We start from the raw sequence: 18,945 nt of genomic DNA, 5'->3' as shown, positions 1-18,945 counted from the left end.
AAAGAATGCAACTAGAAAATAAAAATATCTTTATTACAGGTTCGAGTCGTGGAATTGGTCTTGCCATTGCCCACAAGTTTGCACAAGCAGGAGCCAATATTGTTTTAAACAGTCGCGGGGCAATCTCAGAAGAATTGATCGCTGAGTTTGCAGACTATGGTGTCAAGATAGTTCCTATTTCAGGAGATGTATCAGATTTTGCAGACGCTAAGCGTATGGTTGAGCAAGCTATTGCAGAGCTGGGTTCAGTAGATGTTTTGGTCAACAATGCAGGGATTACCCAAGATACCCTGATGCTCAAGATGACAGAAGCAGATTTTGAAAAAGTGCTTAAGGTTAACCTGACTGGTGCCTTTAATATGACACAATCAGTCTTGAAACCGATGATAAAAGTCAGAGAAGGTGCTATCATTAATATGTCTAGTGTTGTTGGTTTGATGGGGAATATCGGTCAAGCTAACTATGCAGCTTCTAAGGCTGGTTTGATTGGTTTTACCAAGTCTGTAGCGCGTGAAGTAGCCAATCGCAATATCAGGGTTAATGCTATTGCTCCTGGAATGATTGAGTCCGATATGACAGCTGTTCTATCAGACAAGGTAAAAGATGCCATGCTGGCGCAAATTCCCATGAAAGAATTTGGGCAGGCAGAGCAGGTTGCAGATTTGACAGTATTTTTAGCAGGCCAAGATTATCTAACTGGTCAAGTGGTTGCCATTGATGGTGGCCTCAGTATGTAGCAGAAGCTAGAGGTAAAAAAGATGAAACTAAATCGCGTAGTAGTAACAGGTTATGGAGTAACATCTCCAATCGGAAATACACCAGAAGAATTTTGGAATAGTTTAAAAACTGGTAAGATTGGAATTGGTGAAATTACTAAGTTTGATCATAGTGACTTTGATGTGCATAATGCGGCAGAAATTCAAGATTTTCCTTTTGATAAATACTTTGTTAAGAAAGATACCAATCGTTTCGATAACTATTCTTTATATGCCTTGTATGCAGCTCAAGAAGCTGTCAATCATGCAGGTCTTGATGTAGAAGCTCTTGACAGGGATCGTTTTGGTGTTATTGTGGCATCTGGGATTGGTGGAATCAAAGAAATTGAAGACCAAGTGCTTCGCCTAAATGATAAAGGGCCAAAACGTGTGAAACCATTGACCCTTCCAAAAGCCTTGCCAAATATGGCTTCAGGAAATGTTGCTATGCGCTTTGGGGCAAATGGGATTTGTAAATCTATCAATACAGCTTGTGCTTCATCAAATGATGCTATCGGGGATGCCTTCCGTTCTATCAAATTTGGTTTCCAAGACATCATGCTAGTTGGTGGTTCAGAATCTTCTATTACTCCATTTGCCATTGCTGGTTTCCAAGCCTTAACAGCTCTTTCAACAACAGAAGACCCAACTAGTGCTTCTATTCCATTTGATAAGGATCGTAATGGATTTGTCATGGGAGAAGGTTCAGGGATGTTGGTTCTTGAAAGCCTTGAACACGCTGAAAAACGTGGGGCAACTATCCTTGCTGAAGTGGTTGGTTATGGACACACCTGTGATGCCTACCACATGACTTCTCCTCATCCAGAAGGTCAAGGGGCTATTAAAGCTATCAAACTAGCCTTGGAGGAAGCTGAGATTACACCAGACCAAGTAGCCTATGTCAATGCTCACGGTACTTCAACTCCTGCTAATGAAAAAGGAGAAAGTGGAGCAATCGTAGCTATTCTTGGTAAGGAAGTACCTGTATCGTCAACCAAGTCATTTACAGGTCACTTACTTGGTGCTGCAGGTGCAGTAGAAGCTATTGTCACAATTGAAGCTATGCGTCATAACTTTGTACCAATGACAGCTGGGACAAGCGAAGTATCAGACTATATCGAAGCCAATGTCGTTTATGGACAAGGCTTGGAGCAAGAAATTCCATACGCTATTTCAAATACCTTTGGTTTTGGTGGCCACAATGCAGTTCTTGCTTTCAAACGTTGGGAGAATAAATAAGTATGAATTTAAACGATATTAAAGACTTGATGGCCCAATTTGACCAGTCAAGTTTGAGAGAATTTTCTTATAAAAATGGGACGGATGAGTTGCAGTTTAGCAAGAATGAAGCGAGACTGGTGTCTGAAGCTGCAGCTCAAGTCGCTCCAGCGCCCGTTCTAGCAACACCAAGTCCAGTAGCTCCTACATCTGCTCCAGCAGAAACTGTAGTGGAAGAGGTTCCAGCTTCAGCAGAAACAAGTGTTGTTGCTGAGGGAGATGTTGTAGAGAGTCCACTTGTTGGGGTGGCTTACTTGGCTGCTGGTCCTGATAAACCTGCCTTTGTTACAGTTGGTGATAGTGTCAAAAAAGGTCAGACATTGGTGATCATCGAAGCTATGAAAGTCATGAATGAAATCCCAGCTCCTAAGGATGGTGTGGTAACGGAAATTCTTGTTTCTAACGAAGAAATGGTTGAGTTTGGTAAAGGATTGGTACGTATCAAATGATCGATATTCAAGGAATCAAAGAAGCTCTTCCCCACCGTTATCCTATGCTCCTAGTAGATCGTGTCTTGGAAGTGAGCGAGGACACTATTGTTGCTATCAAAAATGTGACCATCAATGAGCCCTTCTTTACCGGCCATTTTCCTCAGTATCCAGTTATGCCAGGTGTTCTGATCATGGAAGCCTTGGCGCAAACTGCTGGTGTCTTGGAGTTGTCAAAACCTGAAAATAAGGGAAAATTGGTCTTTTACGCTGGTATGGATAAGGTTAAATTTAAGAAGCAAGTTGTACCAGGCGACCAATTAGTAATGACGGCAACCTTTGTCAAACGTCGTGGCACGATTGCTGTGGTTGAAGCAAAGGCTGAAGTGGATGGCAAGCTTGCAGCTAGTGGTACTCTTACCTTTGCCATAGGAAACTAAGGAGGTTCTCCATGTTTCGAAAAATTTTAATTGCCAATCGTGGTGAAATTGCGGTTCGTATTATCCGTGCGGCGCGTGAACTGGGGATTGCGACGGTGGCGGTTTATTCAACTGCTGATAAGGAAGCCCTTCATACGCTTTTGGCAGATGAGGCAGTTTGTATCGGACCTGGCAAGGCAACAGAGTCTTATCTCAATATCAATGCGGTTCTATCAGCTGCAGTCTTGACTGAGGCAGAAGCCATTCACCCTGGTTTTGGATTTCTCAGTGAAAATTCAAAATTTGCTACCATGTGTGAAGAGGTGGGAATCAAGTTTATCGGCCCATCTGGTCATGTCATGGATATGATGGGAGATAAGATCAATGCGCGTACTCAGATGATTAAAGCAGGCGTACCTGTCATTCCAGGTTCAGATGGAGAAGTGCATAACTCTGAGGAAGCCTTGATTGTCGCTGAAAAAATTGGCTATCCTGTTATGCTTAAGGCTTCAGCAGGTGGAGGTGGTAAAGGAATTCGTAAGGTTGAAAAACCAGAAGACCTCGTTTCCGCCTTTGATACTGCCTCTAGTGAAGCCAAGGCCAATTATGGCAATGGTGCCATGTACATAGAACGGGTCATCTATCCAGCTCGTCACATTGAGGTTCAAATCCTAGGAGATGAGCATGGACATGTTATTCACCTTGGTGAACGGGATTGTTCGCTTCAGCGAAATAACCAAAAAGTTTTAGAAGAAAGTCCTTCCATTGCTATTGGGAAAACACTTCGTAATGAAATTGGTGCTGCGGCAGTTCGTGCTGCAGAGTCTGTTGGTTATGAGAATGCAGGGACCATTGAGTTTCTACTAGATGAAGCAAGTGGTAAATTCTACTTTATGGAGATGAATACACGTGTCCAAGTGGAACACCCAGTAACTGAATTTGTTTCGGGTGTGGACATTGTAAAGGAACAGATTCGTATTGCGGCAGGTCAGCCCCTGTCTGTTAAGCAAGAAGATATTGTCTTACGCGGTCATGCCATCGAGTGTCGTATCAATGCAGAAAATCCAGCCTTTAATTTTGCTCCAAGTCCAGGTAAGATTACTAATCTCCATCTGCCAAGTGGTGGTGTCGGCTTGCGTGTTGACTCTGCAGTTTATCCAGGTTATACCATTCCGCCATACTATGATAGTATGATTGCTAAAATCATCGTTCATGGCGAAAATCGTTTTGATGCTCTCATGAAAATGCAACGTGCGCTCTATGAATTAGAGATTGAAGGAGTGCAGACCAATGCAGATTTCCAGCTTGACCTCATTTCAGATCGTAATGTCATTGCTGGAGATTACGATACTTCCTTCTTGATGGAAACCTTCTTACCTAAATATCAAGAAAAAGAATAATGTAATACTCTTCGAAAATCTCTTCAAACCGTGTCAGCTTCGGCTTGGATTATATATGAGACTGACTACATTAGTCCTATCTACAACCTCAAAGCAGTGCTTTGAGCAACCTGCGGCTAGCTTCCTAGTTTGCACTTTGATTTTCATTGAGTATAAAAATAGTATAAGACTGAAAAGGGGGATGTATGGCTCTATTTAGTAAAAAAGATAAATATATTCGAATCAATCCCAATCGTTCGACTGTAAATCAACCTCAGAACAAGCCAGAGGTTCCGGATGAATTATTCTCCCAGTGTCCAGGTTGCAAATATACGATTTACCAAAAGGACTTGGGGAGTGAGCGTATATGCCCTCACTGTGGTTATACCTTCCGTATTTCAGCTCAAGAGCGTTTAGCTTTAACCATTGATATGGGTACGTTTTTGGAAATGTTTAAAGGAATTGAGACTCAGGATCCTTTGAATTTTCCTGGCTATCGTAAAAAATTGACTTTGATGCGTGAAAAGACAGGTCTTGATGAGGCTGTTGTAACAGGAACAGCTTTGATTAAGGGAGAGAAGGTTGCCCTTGGCATCATGGATTCTAATTTTATTATGGCGTCAATGGGGACAGTAGTTGGTGAAAAAATCACTCGCTTGTTCGAATATGCGACCGCTGAAAAATTGCCTGTCGTATTGTTTACAGCTTCTGGTGGAGCACGCATGCAGGAAGGAATCATGAGCTTGATGCAGATGGCCAAAATCTCTGCAGCAGTCAAACGTCATTCCAATGCAGGTCTCTTTTATCTGACAATCCTTACAGACCCGACGACTGGAGGAGTAACAGCTTCCTTCGCTATGGAAGGGGATATCATCTTGGCAGAACCCCAAAGCTTGGTAGGTTTTGCTGGACGCCGTGTGATTGAAAATACAGTAAGAGAAGACCTACCAGAAGACTTCCAGAAAGCAGAGTTTTTACTGGAACATGGTTTTGTAGATGCAATTATTAAACGGCGAGAATTGCCAGATACGATTGCTCGATTAGTAAGACTACACAGGAGGGAGAGTTGATGAATATTGCGAAAATCGTTAGAGAAGCTCGTGAACAAACTCGCCTAACAGCCTTGGACTTTGCAACAGGAATTTTTGATGATTTTATTGAGCTGCATGGGGACCGTTCCTTCCGTGATGATGGTGCTATTATTGCTGGTATCGGTTGGTTGGGAGACCAAGCAGTGACTGTTGTTGGAGTCCAAAAAGGTAAAAGTTTACAAGATAATCTTAACCGTAACTTTGGTCAACCTCATCCTGAAGGTTACCGAAAAGCCCTTCGTTTGATGAAGCAAGCAGAAAAATTTGGTCGTCCAGTTGTAACCTTTATCAATACTGCGGGTGCCTATCCTGGTGTAGGCGCAGAAGAACGTGGTCAAGGTGAGGCCATTGCTCGTAACCTCATGGAGATGAGCGACCTCAAAGTGCCCATTATCGCCATTATTATCGGTGAAGGTGGTTCAGGTGGGGCTCTGGCTCTAGCAGTGGCTGACCGTGTTTGGATGCTAGAAAATTCTATCTATGCCATTCTCAGCCCTGAAGGCTTTGCTTCTATCTTGTGGAAAGATGGCACGCGTGCCATGGAAGCAGCTGAGTTGATGAAAATCACTTCTCATGAACTGTTAGAAATGTACGTGGTAGATAAGGTGATTTCTGAAGCAGGACTTTCTAGTAAAGAACTGATTAAGAGTGTCAAAAAAGAACTCCAAACTGAGCTAGCTCTACTTTCACAAAAACCGCTAGAAGAGTTGCTTGAAGAACGCTATCAACGATTTAGAAAATACTAATACTTTCGAAAATCTCTTCAAACTAAGTCAGTTCTATTCACAACCTCAAAATCGTGTTTTGAGCAGCCTACGGTACGATTTCTAGTTTGTACTTTGATTTTCATTGAGTATCATTCTTCAGAATACACAAAAACTAGAACTGAGTATCAGTTCTAGTTTTTGTGTGGTTCTTACTCTGCGCAGAGCTGAAGTTCAAAAGGTGTTGGAAGATCAAACACCTTTTCGATTATTCATTTTCTTCAGTTACAAATTGACTAAGCAGTCCGTTGATAAAGCGGGCTGATTTTTGATCTGAAAAATTCTTAGCAAGTTCAATAGCTTCATTGACTGCTACCAACTGAGGTGTATCAAATGATGTAATTTCAAAGATCCCCAAGCGTAGTAAGTTTTTTTCGACTAAAGTCAAGCGTTCAACTGTCCATCCTGACTTTAGGTGCTGGTTGATTTGTTTATCCAACTCGTCTTTTTGAGCTTGAACGCCAGAAACCAAGTTCATAAGAAAGGCAGGGATTTGCACATCTGCATCTTCACGGTCGTGTGTGTAGGCAAAGCGACAAGCCGTTTCCATATCTGTGCCGAATTCAAGACTCATAAGAGCTTGAAAAGCACATTTTCGAAGTTCGCGTCTAGATTCTAATAGTGGACTAGTCATTGAGAAAGTCCTCGTCAAATAGATCCTTCAACTCAGGTTTTGGAGTTTTATCTGGAACGATTCCGGTAACATGGATGTTAACAGCAGCAAGTTCTACATCAGCCATATCACGGACAGCATCTTTGACTGCTTTTTGAATAGCCAGAGCCACTTTTGGTACTTTCACACCGTACTCAAGATAGAGATAGATGTCAGCAGTTAGCTCTTCGTTGCTTTCTTTTAAGTAGACGCCACGACCAAGAGAGAGTTTTGATAGGGTATCAGATACGGATTTATTTGAAAATGAGTGGATACCTTCAACTTTAGCAGTTGCGATGGCAATGATTTTTTCAAGTACACGTGGAGCGATAACGATTTCGCCAAATTGTTCTTCAATTCCCATAGAATGACCTCTTTCTAGAGATTAGGCACGAGAAACGTAAGTTCCTTCTGCAGTGTTGATGATCAATTTTTGTCCAGCTTCGATGAAGTCTGGAACGTTGACAACCAGTCCAGTTTCCATAGTTGCTGGTTTACCAGAACCTGTAACAGTAGCACCTTTGATAGATGGTTGTGTTTCAGCCACTGTCAATTCTACAGTAGTAGGTACAGTTACACCGATTACTTCAGTTCCGTAGAATTGGATTTTCACATCAGAGTTTTCAAGGATGTAAAGCAATTCATTTTCAACGTTTACGACTGGAATTTCGTATTGGTCGTAAGTTTCAGTGTTCATGAAGTAGGCAGTCTCATCCATTTTATATAAGTATTGAGCAGGAACAGTTTCGATAATGGCTTGTTCGAATTTTTCTTCTGGGCGGTAGCTTGTATCAAATGTAGAGCCAGTACGGACATCACGTAATTTCATACGCATGATTGTGTTTCCTTTACCTGGTTTGTGGTGGCTAGCTTCCAAAACGCGGATCAATTTTCCGTCTGTAGTTTCAAATGTCATACCAGCTTTCAATTTGCTTGCTTCAATCATGTTTTTACCTCTTTAATAAATATTATTACTCTTCATTTTACCATAAAATCTTCTGGAAATAAAGCCTAAATAGTTATTGGGAGATGGTAGGGGAGAAAAAGAATATTGCCTAGTCAGGGTGAGTGGTTAATGTTAAAGAGTATCCACTATATTTCTTCTCATACTCAATGGAAATCAAAGAGCAAACTAGGAAGCAAGCCGCAAGCTGCTCAAAACACTGTTTTGAGGTTGTGGATAGAACTGACGAAGTCAGTAACCATATATACGGTAATGTGACGCAGACGTGGTTTGAAGAGATTTTCGAAGAGTATTATATTTCAAAAGGCCGAAGTAAGCTTACTCCGACCTGTTAGTATTGTCTTAAAAAGATTGATTTTTATTCTGGTTCCACCAAAATTTTAATTTGTGACTTATCTTGAGTTAATTCGATAAAGCCTTTTTCGACGATATTTTCCAATTTAATTTTCTTAGTAACTAATTTTTCAGCAGAGAAGTAGCCTTGTTCCATCAATTCTAATACTTTAGGGAAGATATGACGATAAGCAATGATTCCTTTTAGTGTCTTTTCTTGGATTGCAAATTCATTCGGATTAATATTTGCTTCTCGTTCCCAGATAGAGACCACCATGCACTCACCTGCTTTATGTACGGCAGCTAAGGCTTGTCCTAAAACTACTGGCACACCCGTTACTTCATAAGAAACATCTACACCACCGTTTGTTAAACGATGAATAGCTTCAACAGCTGTTTCACCTTCTTCCGGACGGATAACGATAGCTCCTAACTCTTCAGCTTTTGCTTGACGTTCAGGTGATAGTTCAACAGCATAAATCTTAGAAGCACCCGCTGCACGAAGGGCTTCTAAAATCAAGAGACCAATCGGACCTAAGCCAAATACAGCAGCAGTATCACCAGCTTTTAGTGTTGATTGACGAACTGCATAAACTGCAACAGCAGCTGGCTCAGTGAGAGCAGCTTGCTCATAGCTTAAGCTATTTGGAATGACATGTACTAAGTCACCGTCTAAAACACAATATTTGGCAAATCCACCGTCTGCAGCCAAACCGACAAAATTAAGGTTTGGATCCAAATTATAATTACCAACTAAGTTATTCTTAGCTAGAATTGGTTCTACAGCAACACGATCACCAACTTTAACACGAGTAACATCGCTTCCGACTTCTACAATTTCACCAGAAAATTCATGTCCCAGTGTTACTGGTGCTTTTTGGCCAGAATAGACATGTTCTTCTGTTGGGATGAAGATAGGGCCATCTAAAAATTCGTGGAGGTCAGTACCACAAATTCCTGTGAATTTAACAGCAACTTTTACTTGGTGCGGAAGTACCTCAGGGATTTCTACTTCTTGAATACGAACATCTTTTGCTGCATGCCAGCGAGCTGCTTTCATTGTAGTCATATGAATAACTCCTTATTGTTGCGATTTTTAGTTTTCCGTTTAGGAAACTTTACATGTAATATTGTAAACGCTTTCCTTGTGTTTGTCAAGAAAAAACCAACCTCAGGGCTGGTTTCTTTTACATATTAATCTTCTTTCAACTTGGCCAATTCTTGGGCAAGGAGTTTAAGGGCGACTTGTGGGTTGGCTTGGCCTTTGGTCGCTTTCATGAGGAATCCTGTGAAGGCCTTGTCAGCGTTACGTTTGCCTGACTTGAAGTCGGTAACTGCGGCTTCGTTATCCGCAAAGACTTGGTGGATGATTGGAATCAAAACAGCTGGATCTGAGATTTGAACTAAACCAGCTTTTTCCACGTATTCACGCGCTCCGCCACCATTTTTAGCTAGGTGAACAAAGACTTTCTTGGCAATCTTAGATGAAATCGTACCATCTTCGATGATAGCAATCATTTCTACCAAGTTTTCTGGTGTTAATTCGATTTGTTCCAGTGTCTTGCCTTCAGCGTTCAAGAACTGAGCGACTTCACCTTGGAGCCAGTTTGAGACTTGTTTGGCATCGCCACCAAGGGCAACAGCTTTCTCAAAGAAGTCAGAAGTGGCTTTGTTTGCTGTCAACTGACTAGCATCATAGTCTGATAGACCGAGTTGAGAGACATAGCGAGCACGGCGTTCTTTTGGAAACTCTGGTAGCTCCGTACGCATTTCCTCAATCCACTCGTCTGAGATTTCAAAGAGGGGTAGGTCTGGTTCTGGGAAGTAGCGATAGTCTGCAGCACCTTCCTTGACACGCATGAGGATGGTTGCCTTGTTGGCTTCATCGTAACGGCGTGTTTCCTGGCGGATTTGACCACCTGAGCGAAGGATTTCAGCTTGACGTTGGACTTCGTATTCAAGACCCTTGCGAACATTTGAGAAGGAATTCAAGTTCTTCAACTCAGTCTTGGTACCGAATTTCTCTTGACCATAAGGACGAAGAGAGATGTTGGCATCCACACGCATAGAACCTTCTTCCATTTTAACGTCAGAAATACCAGCGTACTGGATAACTTCCTTGAGAGCAGTTAGGTAAGCGTAGGCTTCCTCTGGGGAACGCATGTCTGCTTCAGATACAATCTCAATCAATGGCACACCTTGGCGGTTGAGGTCAACATAAGAGTAGCCATCAGTTCCGTGTGTATTTTTACCAGCGTCTTCTTCTAGGTGAGCACGTTCGATACCGATTTTCTTGGTCGTACCGTCTTCTAGCTCAACCTCAATCCAGCCATTGTAGCCGATTGGTTCATCAAACTGAGAGATTTGGTAGGCTTTGGGATTATCAGGATAGAAGTAGTTTTTGCGGTCGAAGTGCATCTTTTTATGGATATCCATATTGAGGGCAAGAGCAGCCTTGATCCCAGCATCGACAACACCTTTATTGAGAACTGGCAGAACTCCTGGGAAGGACCAGTCAATCACGTTGGTATTGGCATTTTGGTCATTTCCAAAGTGGGCAGAAGTAGGTGAGAAGATTTTTGAATTGGTGTTGAGCTCTACGTGGACTTCAAGTCCAATGACTGTTTCAAAGTTCATTAATTATCACCTCCAAAAATCACGGGTTGTTGTTTGTGGTAGTCTGTTGTCGCTTCAAAAGCAGCAGCAGCTTGGTAAATGGTTTCCTCAGAGTACTTAGGACCAATCAATTGGAGACCGACAGGTAGACCTTGGGCAAATCCTGCAGGAATCGAAATTCCTGGAAGTCCAGCCAGATTGACTGGGATGGTCAAGAGGTCAGCCAAGTACATGGCAACTGGATCGTGGTTGAGTGAGTCCAAATCATAAGCAACACTTGGTGCAGTTGGACCCAAAATCAAGTCGTAATCCGCGAAGACTTTTTCAAAATCTTGGATAATGAGTGTACGGACCTGACCAGCCTTTTTGTAGTAGGCATCGTAGTAACCAGATGAAAGGCTGAAAGTACCCAGCATGATACGACGTTTGACCTCATCACCGAAACCTTGGCTACGGCTGTTTACATAGATTTCATCAAGATTAGTCGCATCCTCTGCGCGGTAGCCGTAACGGATGCCGTCAAAACGTTGTAGGTTTGAGGATGCTTCTGATGAAGCGATGATGTAGTAGACTGCCACACCGTATTTAGAGTGAGGAAGGCTGACTTCTTCGACAGTAGCACCAAGTTTTTCAAAGTGTTTGGCTGCGTTAAGAATGGTTTCTTTAACCTCTGGGTCAATCCCTTCACCAAGGTATTCCTTAGGCAAAGCGATTTTCATACCCTTGATGTCTTGACCGATTTTTGAAGTAAAGTCGGCGATGCGGACAGGAGCAGAAGTAGAGTCTTTAGCGTCTTCGCTGGCAATAGCGTTGAGCAAGAGAGCATTTTCCTTAACAGTAGGAGCAAAAGGTCCAATCTGGTCTAATGAGCTACCAAAGGCAATGAGACCGAAACGTGAAACCGTTCCGTAGGTTGGTTTGAGACCAACGATCCCGTTGAAGGCGGCTGGTTGGCGGATAGAACCACCAGTATCAGAACCAAGTGACAAGCGGATTTGGCCTGAGGCTAAAGCTGCGGCAGAACCGCTTGATGAGCCACCAGGAACCTTGCTGTGGTCCCAAGCATTTTTGGTTGCACCGTAGTAAGAAGTCTCACCTGATCCACCCATGGCAAATTCGTCCATGTTAGTTTTCCCTACGACAATCATGCCTCTCGCTTTTGCATTGGAGACGGCTGTCGCATCAAAAATTGGCTCGTAGTTGTAGAGCATTTTTGAGGCAGCAGTTGTGAGAATACCGTCTGTAGAGATATTATCCTTAACAGCAAGCGGAATTCCTGAAAGGACATTGTCAGCGTCAATTCCAGCTTCGTCAATAGCTTTAGCTTGAGCAAGAGCTTGATCTTCAGCGATAGTTACAAAGGCATTAATAGCCTCTTCGCGAGCCTTAATATCTTCCAGCGTTGCTTGTGTTAATTCAGTTGCTGAAATTTCCTTAGAAACAAGGAGATTATGCAAGTCTTCAATGGTTTTATTGTTGAAAGTCATTAGGCATCTCCTCCATCATCTAGGATAGCTGGCACCTTGATATAGTAGTTTTCTTTTTCAGGTACATTTTTAAACAAGCGGTCGCGGTCTGTTCCTTCTTCGGCTACATCAGGGCGGAGTACGGTCTTGCGGTCTGCCATGGTCGTAGTAGGTGCGACACCAGTTGTGTCGACTTCGCCCAGCAACTCAACCATGTCAACAATTTTAGACAAGGTTGTCGCAAAGGCAGTAGTTTCTTCTTCAGAGAATCTTAATTTTGAAAGATTGGCAACGTGTGTTACCTCTTCTTGCGTAATTTTCATCTTGCATCCTTTCGTGAAATGATGATTTTTAGTCTGTTCTATTTTACCATATTTTCCTATAAATAAGGGAGGGAAACTAAAAAGAAATAGAAATTGAAAAATCGTTTTTAATTCGCTATAATGGTTAAACTAGAAAAAAGAAAAAATAAGAGTTAGGATAGAAACATGTTCCATCAAATTATCACCAGAACTCAGACGGTCCCTCCTCCCATTTCGCTTTTTTGGTATGGGATTATGATGCTTGTCTTAGTGCTTTGTATTTATGGGGCACTTGCTTATCACAAAAATCCAAAATTTGTCCACTTGTTTAAGGGGATTCAGATCCTCCAGTTACTAGCCTTATATAGTTGGTATGTTGGTTTTGGTATTCCCTTTTCTAATAGCCTCCCTTTTTATCATTGCCGTTTGGCTATGTTTGCGGTGGTTTTCTTGCCTGATAAATGGCGGAGCAAGCAATATTTTGCCCTCTTAGGAGCAAGTGGAGCGGTCTTTGCCTTGGTTTACCCGGTTTTTGACCCCTATGATTTCCCCCATATCACCAGTTTTTCATTTTTGATTGGGCACTATGCCCTTTTGGTGAATTCCTTGGTTTACTTGATGAATCACTATGACAAGACCTTGCTCAAGAAATATATGATTGTGGCCTATACCTTTATTCTCAACCTCTTTCTAGTTGTGGTTAATCAGGTGACGGGTGGAAATTATGGTCTCTTAAGAGATATACCGTTTATCTCGAATGCTCCTCTGTGGCTAAAGTACCTCCTTGTGTCGGTCATCCTTTCACTGGCTCTTGTTCTCTTTGATATCTTGTTCAAGAAACGGTGGAAAAAGAGAAATCAGGTAAAATCTATACTCTAGCTGCCTTTTCATCAGATGAGCAATTGAAAAACTCCCCAAAATCCGATATAATGAAATATTGAAAGGAATGGTAAAATCCAATGTAAAAATCATTCTTAGCTATTGAAACAAGAAAAATAGAGAATCAAAGAAAGAGAACTTATGAATATTCAAGAAGAAATTAAGAAACGCCGTACCTTTGCCATCATCTCCCACCCGGACGCGGGGAAAACTACCATTACTGAGCAGTTGCTCTACTTCGGAGGTGAGATTCGTGAAGCTGGTACCGTAAAAGGGAAGAAAACAGGAACTTTTGCCAAGTCCGACTGGATGGATATCGAGAAACAACGTGGGATTTCGGTTACTTCGTCTGTTATGCAATTTGACTACGATGGTAAGCGCGTGAACATCCTAGACACACCAGGGCACGAGGACTTCTCAGAAGATACTTATCGTACCTTGATGGCGGTAGATGCTGCGGTCATGGTTGTGGACTCTGCCAAGGGTATCGAGGCCCAAACCAAAAAATTGTTTGAGGTTGTCAAACACCGTGGGATTCCCGTCTTTACCTTTATGAACAAGCTAGACCGTGATGGTCGTGAGCCACTGGACCTCTTGCAAGAACTGGAAGAAGTTTTGGGCATTGCTAGCTATCCGATGAACTGGCCAATCGGGATGGGGAAAGCATTTGAGGGCTTATATGATCTTTATAACCAACGCTTGGAGCTTTATAAAGGGGATGAGCGTTTTGCCAGTCTAGAAGATGGCGATAAACTCTTTGCCAGCAACCCATTCTATGAACAAGTTAAAGAGGATATCGAGCTCTTGAATGAAGCAGGAAATGAATTCTCAGAGGAAGCCATTCTTGCAGGTGATTTGACTCCGGTCTTCTTCGGTTCAGCCCTGACTAACTTTGGTGTGCAGACTTTCCTTGAGACCTTTCTCAAGTTTGCTCCAGAACCACACGGACACAAGAAAACAGACGGAGAAATTGTGGATCCTTACGATAAGGATTTCTCAGGCTTTGTCTTTAAAATCCAAGCCAACATGGACCCTCGTCACCGTGACCGTATCGCCTTTGTCCGTATCGTATCGGGTGAATTTGAGCGTGGCATGAGTGTCAATCTACCTCGTACTGGTAAGGGTGCCAAGCTGTCGAATGTTACCCAGTTTATGGCGGAAAGTCGTGAGAATGTGACCAATGCTGTAGCAGGTGATATTATCGGGGTTTACGATACAGGTACCTATCAGGTTGGAGATACCTTAACAGTTGGAAAAAACAAGTTTGAATTTGAACCCCTGCCAACCTTTACACCTGAGATTTTCATGAAAGTCTCAGCTAAGAATGTCATGAAGCAAAAATCCTTCCACAAGGGGATTGAGCAATTGGTGCAAGAAGGTGCCATTCAGCTTTACAAGAATTACCAAACAGGTGAGTATATGCTGGGAGCTGTTGGTCAACTTCAGTTTGAAGTCTTTAAGCACCGTATGGAAGGCGAGTACAATGCGGAAGTGGTCATGAGCCCAATGGGTAAAAAGACTGTTCGTTGGATCAAGCCTGAGGATCTAGATGAACGGATGTCATCAAGCCGCAATATCTTGGCTAAAGACCGTTTTGACCAACCAGTCTTCCTCTTTGAAAATGACTTTGCTCTCCGCTGGTTTGCGGATAAGTATCCAGATGTAGAGTTGGAGGAAAAAATGTGATTCAGTAAGTCTACTTGATTGCAAAGCAATCTAAGTAGACTACGGCAAGTCCTATTGGACTTGCCTAACTGCCTCACTAACTGAGTTTTACAAATGGAATCGATTTGTAAAACTCAGTGTCGTAATCTAACAATCGGTAATCTCTATGGAGATTTACCTAAACGCTTCGCTAGGAAAAATCCACGAATATTATCGATTCGTGAATTTTTTCGTCGTAGATAAAAAGGGGTAACTGCCTTACTAACTATATTTGGCAAATGGAATCGATTTCTCAAACTACGTGTTGTAGTGTAAAAAAACGCTTCACTTAAACGCTTCACTTGGAAAAGTCCATAAAGTCAGTTTGTGGGCTTTTTTGTTGCAATAGATAGAGTTTTTAATTGGGTTTCGGGCTGATAATATGAGTCTGTAAAATTAGCTGCCTCTCGTTTTAGTTTCTTTAGTGGGAGCCTTATAAGATACAAGGTACAAATGTTTTTGTTTTTTTTTGATTTTTTGAATTTCCTACTGTTTTTTAATGCACTGTATTGTGCATATTGAAATCTAGAATCCAAGGCAAATTTTTGGGAGAAATAGAAAAACAGTCGCTAAAAATATAAATTTTTAGTAATTTTAAATGAAAAAAACCCTAGTATAGTATAATTTTAAAAATGCACAGTTTTAATGATTTAGTTATACAATTAGTGTTATAAATATATTAAATATATTTTATAAACCTTGTTCCAATAGGCTTGCTAAAGAAAAAATGTAATAATAATTTTAAAATCCAAAGTCAAATCAATTGATTTTTTTTAATATTTATTCTATAATTAAAAAGTTAATGTAAAATTGGTACTTTGTACCTTTTTTGATAAAAAAATAAGGAGTAAAGCATGTTTTTTAGACGCCAGAATGGTAAGTATAGAGAAACCGACCGTGTGACGCGGTATAAGTTAATTAAATCGGGTAAACATTGGTTGCGAGCTTCAACCTCTCTTTTTGGATTATTTAAGGTTTTGCGGGGTGGTGTAGATACTACTCAAGTCATGACTGAGGTAGTAGAGGATAAAGTGAATCCTTCTATTACAGGTCTGGATATTATCAAGGGACTTGCCGCCACAGGGGCAGTTTTAGGTGGTAGTGTTGCTACGCAAACAAAAGTGTTTGCAAATGAAACGGTAGCAATGGAAAAAACACTGGAAAATCCAGATCTTTTGGTTACAAATGATACAGCAGTTTTGGGGACGACATCTGTAAGTAATTCAGAGAATTCTGCTAGCTTGTCAGCTTCTATGAGCGAAAGCACTTCAATGTCAGAATCTGTGTCTAAGAGTTCGTCAACCAGTGCTTCAATGAGTACTTCTGCCAGTGCCTCAGCAAGTACTTCTAATAGTACTTCGACAAGTGCCTCTGTCAGCAGTTCTACTAGTGTTAGTCAATCAACAAGTGAGCCGGAGAGCTTTTCTGCAACGTCAAGTCTATCAGTTGAACAGAGTACTTCTGCAACAGTAACTGTTCAAGACTCTTCTGCATCAACAGAATCAACTGGCCTTAAAATCGATTCTGCTCTACTAAAGGCAACTGAAATTGATGGGAAGGTTAGTGCGAGCGCTACTCAGTCAACTTCTGACACAACTAGTATCGTAGGAGTTACTGCCGGTGCTGTCGCAACAGCAGAAGTTTCTGCGAAACAAAATGATGAAAATCGTAAGAAGTTGACAAAACTTTCAGCTGAGATTGGTGAGTATCTAGCTAAGGCTGTTGACTTACCAAATGCTGATTCAGCTATCGCTAAGGTTAATGCTGCGGTAACTGAGATTGAAAAAGCCTTGGCTGACCCAACTAGTGACTTGACAGCAGTGGTTCAAAAAGCAACCTCTGCACGTGATGCTATTGCTGAGAGAGTTGCTCAGATTGATTCTGAAGAAGAATCTACAAATACTAACAATATTTTAAAAGATGCAGAAGAAAAGGAACAAGATCCGTCCTCTGCTTCTAAACTACTTTTAGATCAGAATTTATCTGAAGCAGAAATTCTAGAGAATATTGCTAATAATTATGCTTCAAAAGTAAAAGATTTAGGTCAAAAAGCTACTCTAAATGCAGCGCTTTCTAAATTACAATTTGAAATATCAAAAAGTAGTGATTTATTGACTGCAAAAGCGACATCAGAACAATTTGTTAGCCAGCGTGAGAAGCTAGGTTCTTCCGTAGATGAATTAATGTCAGCTTTGCGTAGAGCTGGGTTTGATGGAAATACTGTTGTCAATGGAGAGACAGCAATAAGTGCTAATTTAGCTGTGGCTACAGGGAAAACAAAAGTTTACACGGGTAAAGGTACAGACTTAGCAAATCATATTCCGATTTATTATAAGTTAACCGTGACAAATGATGGTTCAAAACTAACTTTTGTTTATACAATTACGTATGATAATCCTGAAACCAAGGCTCTTGAGAAGGCACCAGCTACAGTAAATAACAATCATACCATCTACAATACTGGTAGTTCAAGACAAACTATGTTTACCTTGGGTAGTGGACTTGGTACTCCTTCAAGTGTAACAAATTATCTTACAGATCCTTCAGGGAAAAAATTCACCCTAAATGGTAGACTGAAAGATACTGAATCAGCTATAACTACCAATGGACCTGGTAATTACACATGGGCGAATGGTGCCCAGATGACTGGTTATTATTCAAAAAAAGGTTATGGTTTAACGTCAACTTGGACTGTTCCAATAAATTCTGAAAGTGACACTTCCTTTACTTTTAGACCGTTTGCGGCTTGTGATGATGATCATAACTTTGCTAATTACTTCAATGTAATTGAGGAAGAGAAAGATAATACTGACCGATCAGCGGAGCCAGACTCATCAGCATCAACAAGCGCGTCAGAATCAGCAAGTACATCAGCATCAGAGTCAGCAAGTACATCGGCTTCTGAATCTACATCAACAAGCGCGTCAGAATCTGCAAGTACATCAGCTTCTGAATCAGCGTCAACAAGCGCATCAGAATCAGCAAGCACATCGGCTTCTGAATCAGCAAGTACAAGTGCATCAGAGTCAGCATCAACAAGCGCGTCAGAATCAGCAAGTACATCAGCATCTGAATCTGCATCAACAAGCGCATCAGAGTCAGTAAGTACATCGGCTTCTGAATCAGCAAGCACAAGTGCATCAGAATCTGCGTCAACAAGTGCTTCTGAATCTACATCAACAAGCGCATCAGCCTCTGAATCAGCAAGCACAAGTGCATCAGAGTCAGCAAGTACATCAGCTTCTGAATCTACATCAACAAGCGCGTCAGAATCAGCAAGTACATCAGCATCAGAGTCAGCAAGTACATCGGCTTCTGAATCTACATCAACAAGCGCATCAGAATCAACAAGTACATCAGCTTCTGAGTCAGCATCAACAAGTGCATCAGAGTCAGTAAGTACATCGGCTTCTGAATCAGCAAGCACAAGTGCATCAGAATCTGCGTCAACAAGTGCTTCTGAATCTACATCAACAAGCGCGTCAGAATCAGCAAGCACATCAGCTTCTGAATCTGCGTCAACAAGTGCATCTGAATCTGCATCGACATCGGCTTCTGAATCAGCAAGCACATCGGCATCTGAATCTACATCAACAAGCGCATCAGAATCAACAAGTACATCAGCTTCTGAGTCAGCATCAACAAGTGCATCAGAGTCAGTAAGTACATCGGCTTCTGAATCAGCAAGCACAAGTGCATCAGAATCTGCGTCAACAAGCGCATCTGAATCTACATCAACAAGCGCGTCAGAATCAGCAAGTACATCCGCTTCTGAATCAGCGTCAACAAGCGCATCAGAGTCAGCAAGTACATCAGCATCTGAGTCTGCATCAACAAGCGCGTCAGAGTCAACAAGCACATCGGCTTCTGAATCAGCAAGCACAAGTGCATCAGAATCTGCATCAACAAGCGCGT

17 protein-coding genes are annotated in these 18,945 nt (G+C 41.7%); 10 read left to right on the top strand and 7 right to left on the bottom strand.

The features are described from left to right. Positions 1-5: 5 nt before the first annotated feature. The 7 genes from fabG to D2908_RS05315 all read left to right on the top strand — a co-directional run bounded on the left by fabG (position 6) and on the right by D2908_RS05315 (position 6,096). Positions 6-737: a 3-oxoacyl-[acyl-carrier-protein] reductase gene (fabG, locus tag D2908_RS05345; RefSeq protein WP_117305450.1), complete on the top strand. Its 732-nt coding sequence runs from the start codon at positions 6-8 to the stop codon at positions 735-737. A 21-nt stretch (positions 738-758) separates the two neighbouring features. Beyond that, a complete protein-coding gene (fabF, locus tag D2908_RS05340; RefSeq protein WP_117305448.1) occupies positions 759-1,994 on the top strand; it encodes a beta-ketoacyl-ACP synthase II in 1,236 nt (411 codons plus the stop codon). Between the two features lie 2 nt (positions 1,995-1,996). Continuing rightward, positions 1,997-2,482: an acetyl-CoA carboxylase biotin carboxyl carrier protein gene (gene accB, locus D2908_RS05335; RefSeq protein ID WP_117305446.1), complete on the top strand. Its 486-nt coding sequence runs from the start codon at positions 1,997-1,999 to the stop codon at positions 2,480-2,482. Next, a complete protein-coding gene (gene fabZ, locus D2908_RS05330; protein ID WP_117305444.1) occupies positions 2,479-2,901 on the top strand; it encodes a 3-hydroxyacyl-ACP dehydratase FabZ in 423 nt (140 codons plus the stop codon). The genes accB and fabZ overlap by 4 nt, the downstream gene beginning before the upstream one ends. Positions 2,902-2,912: 11 nt before the next feature. Then, positions 2,913-4,280, top strand: coding sequence for an acetyl-CoA carboxylase biotin carboxylase subunit (gene accC, locus D2908_RS05325; RefSeq protein ID WP_117305443.1), 1,368 nt, complete (start codon positions 2,913-2,915; stop codon positions 4,278-4,280). Positions 4,281-4,465: 185 nt separating this feature from the next. Then, positions 4,466-5,329: an acetyl-CoA carboxylase, carboxyltransferase subunit beta gene (gene accD / locus D2908_RS05320; protein ID WP_117305441.1), complete on the top strand. Its 864-nt coding sequence runs from the start codon at positions 4,466-4,468 to the stop codon at positions 5,327-5,329. Continuing rightward, positions 5,329-6,096, top strand: a complete 768-nt coding sequence (locus tag D2908_RS05315; RefSeq protein ID WP_117305439.1) for an acetyl-CoA carboxylase carboxyl transferase subunit alpha — start codon at positions 5,329-5,331, stop codon at positions 6,094-6,096. Before accD ends, D2908_RS05315 begins: the two co-directional genes overlap by 1 nt. Before the next feature lie 226 nt (positions 6,097-6,322). On the opposite strand, the gene nusB is transcribed toward D2908_RS05315, so the two are convergent. From nusB to gatC, 7 genes are all read right to left on the bottom strand, one after another. Further along, on the bottom strand, positions 6,323-6,748 hold the full coding sequence (gene nusB / locus D2908_RS05310; protein ID WP_117305438.1) for a transcription antitermination factor NusB: 426 nt from the start codon (positions 6,746-6,748) through the stop codon (positions 6,323-6,325). Further along, positions 6,741-7,130, bottom strand: coding sequence for an Asp23/Gls24 family envelope stress response protein (locus tag D2908_RS05305; protein ID WP_049497064.1), 390 nt, complete (start codon positions 7,128-7,130; stop codon positions 6,741-6,743). The genes nusB and D2908_RS05305 overlap by 8 nt, the downstream gene beginning before the upstream one ends. A 21-nt stretch (positions 7,131-7,151) precedes the next feature. After that, entirely contained in the window at positions 7,152-7,712 is a 561-nt protein-coding gene (gene efp, locus D2908_RS05300) for an elongation factor P (protein WP_049497062.1), read from the bottom strand. Between the two features lie 376 nt (positions 7,713-8,088). After that, the gene (locus D2908_RS05290; RefSeq protein WP_117305436.1) at positions 8,089-9,132 is read right to left on the bottom strand and encodes a 2,3-butanediol dehydrogenase; all 1,044 of its coding nucleotides are present in this window, start codon (positions 9,130-9,132) and stop codon (positions 8,089-8,091) included. Between the two features lie 125 nt (positions 9,133-9,257). Then, entirely contained in the window at positions 9,258-10,700 is a 1,443-nt protein-coding gene (gatB, locus tag D2908_RS05285; RefSeq protein ID WP_117305434.1) for an Asp-tRNA(Asn)/Glu-tRNA(Gln) amidotransferase subunit GatB, read from the bottom strand. After that, positions 10,700-12,166, bottom strand: a complete 1,467-nt coding sequence (gene gatA, locus D2908_RS05280; protein WP_117305432.1) for an Asp-tRNA(Asn)/Glu-tRNA(Gln) amidotransferase subunit GatA — start codon at positions 12,164-12,166, stop codon at positions 10,700-10,702. Before gatA ends, gatB begins: the two co-directional genes overlap by 1 nt. Next, positions 12,166-12,468, bottom strand: a complete 303-nt coding sequence (gene gatC, locus D2908_RS05275) for an Asp-tRNA(Asn)/Glu-tRNA(Gln) amidotransferase subunit GatC (protein ID WP_117305431.1) — start codon at positions 12,466-12,468, stop codon at positions 12,166-12,168. The genes gatA and gatC overlap by 1 nt, the downstream gene beginning before the upstream one ends. A gap of 165 nt (positions 12,469-12,633) precedes the next feature. Here gatC and D2908_RS05270 point away from each other — a divergent pair, with 165 nt between their 5' ends. The 3 genes from D2908_RS05270 to D2908_RS05260 all read left to right on the top strand — a co-directional run. Next, entirely contained in the window at positions 12,634-13,326 is a 693-nt protein-coding gene (locus D2908_RS05270) for a TIGR02206 family membrane protein (RefSeq protein WP_117305429.1), read from the top strand. A gap of 141 nt (positions 13,327-13,467) precedes the next feature. Beyond that, positions 13,468-15,012, top strand: coding sequence for a peptide chain release factor 3 (locus D2908_RS05265; RefSeq protein WP_117305427.1), 1,545 nt, complete (start codon positions 13,468-13,470; stop codon positions 15,010-15,012). 872 nt (positions 15,013-15,884) lie between these two features. Beyond that, a partial coding sequence (locus D2908_RS05260; protein ID WP_117305426.1) for an accessory Sec-dependent serine-rich glycoprotein adhesin occupies positions 15,885-18,945 on the top strand: 3,061 nt, incomplete at its 3' end.

The sequence above is a fragment of the Streptococcus sp. LQJ-218 genome, assembly GCF_003428885.1.
Taxonomy (GTDB): Bacteria; Bacillota; Bacilli; order Lactobacillales; family Streptococcaceae; genus Streptococcus.
This window is presented reverse-complemented; position numbering and strand designations above follow the sequence as displayed.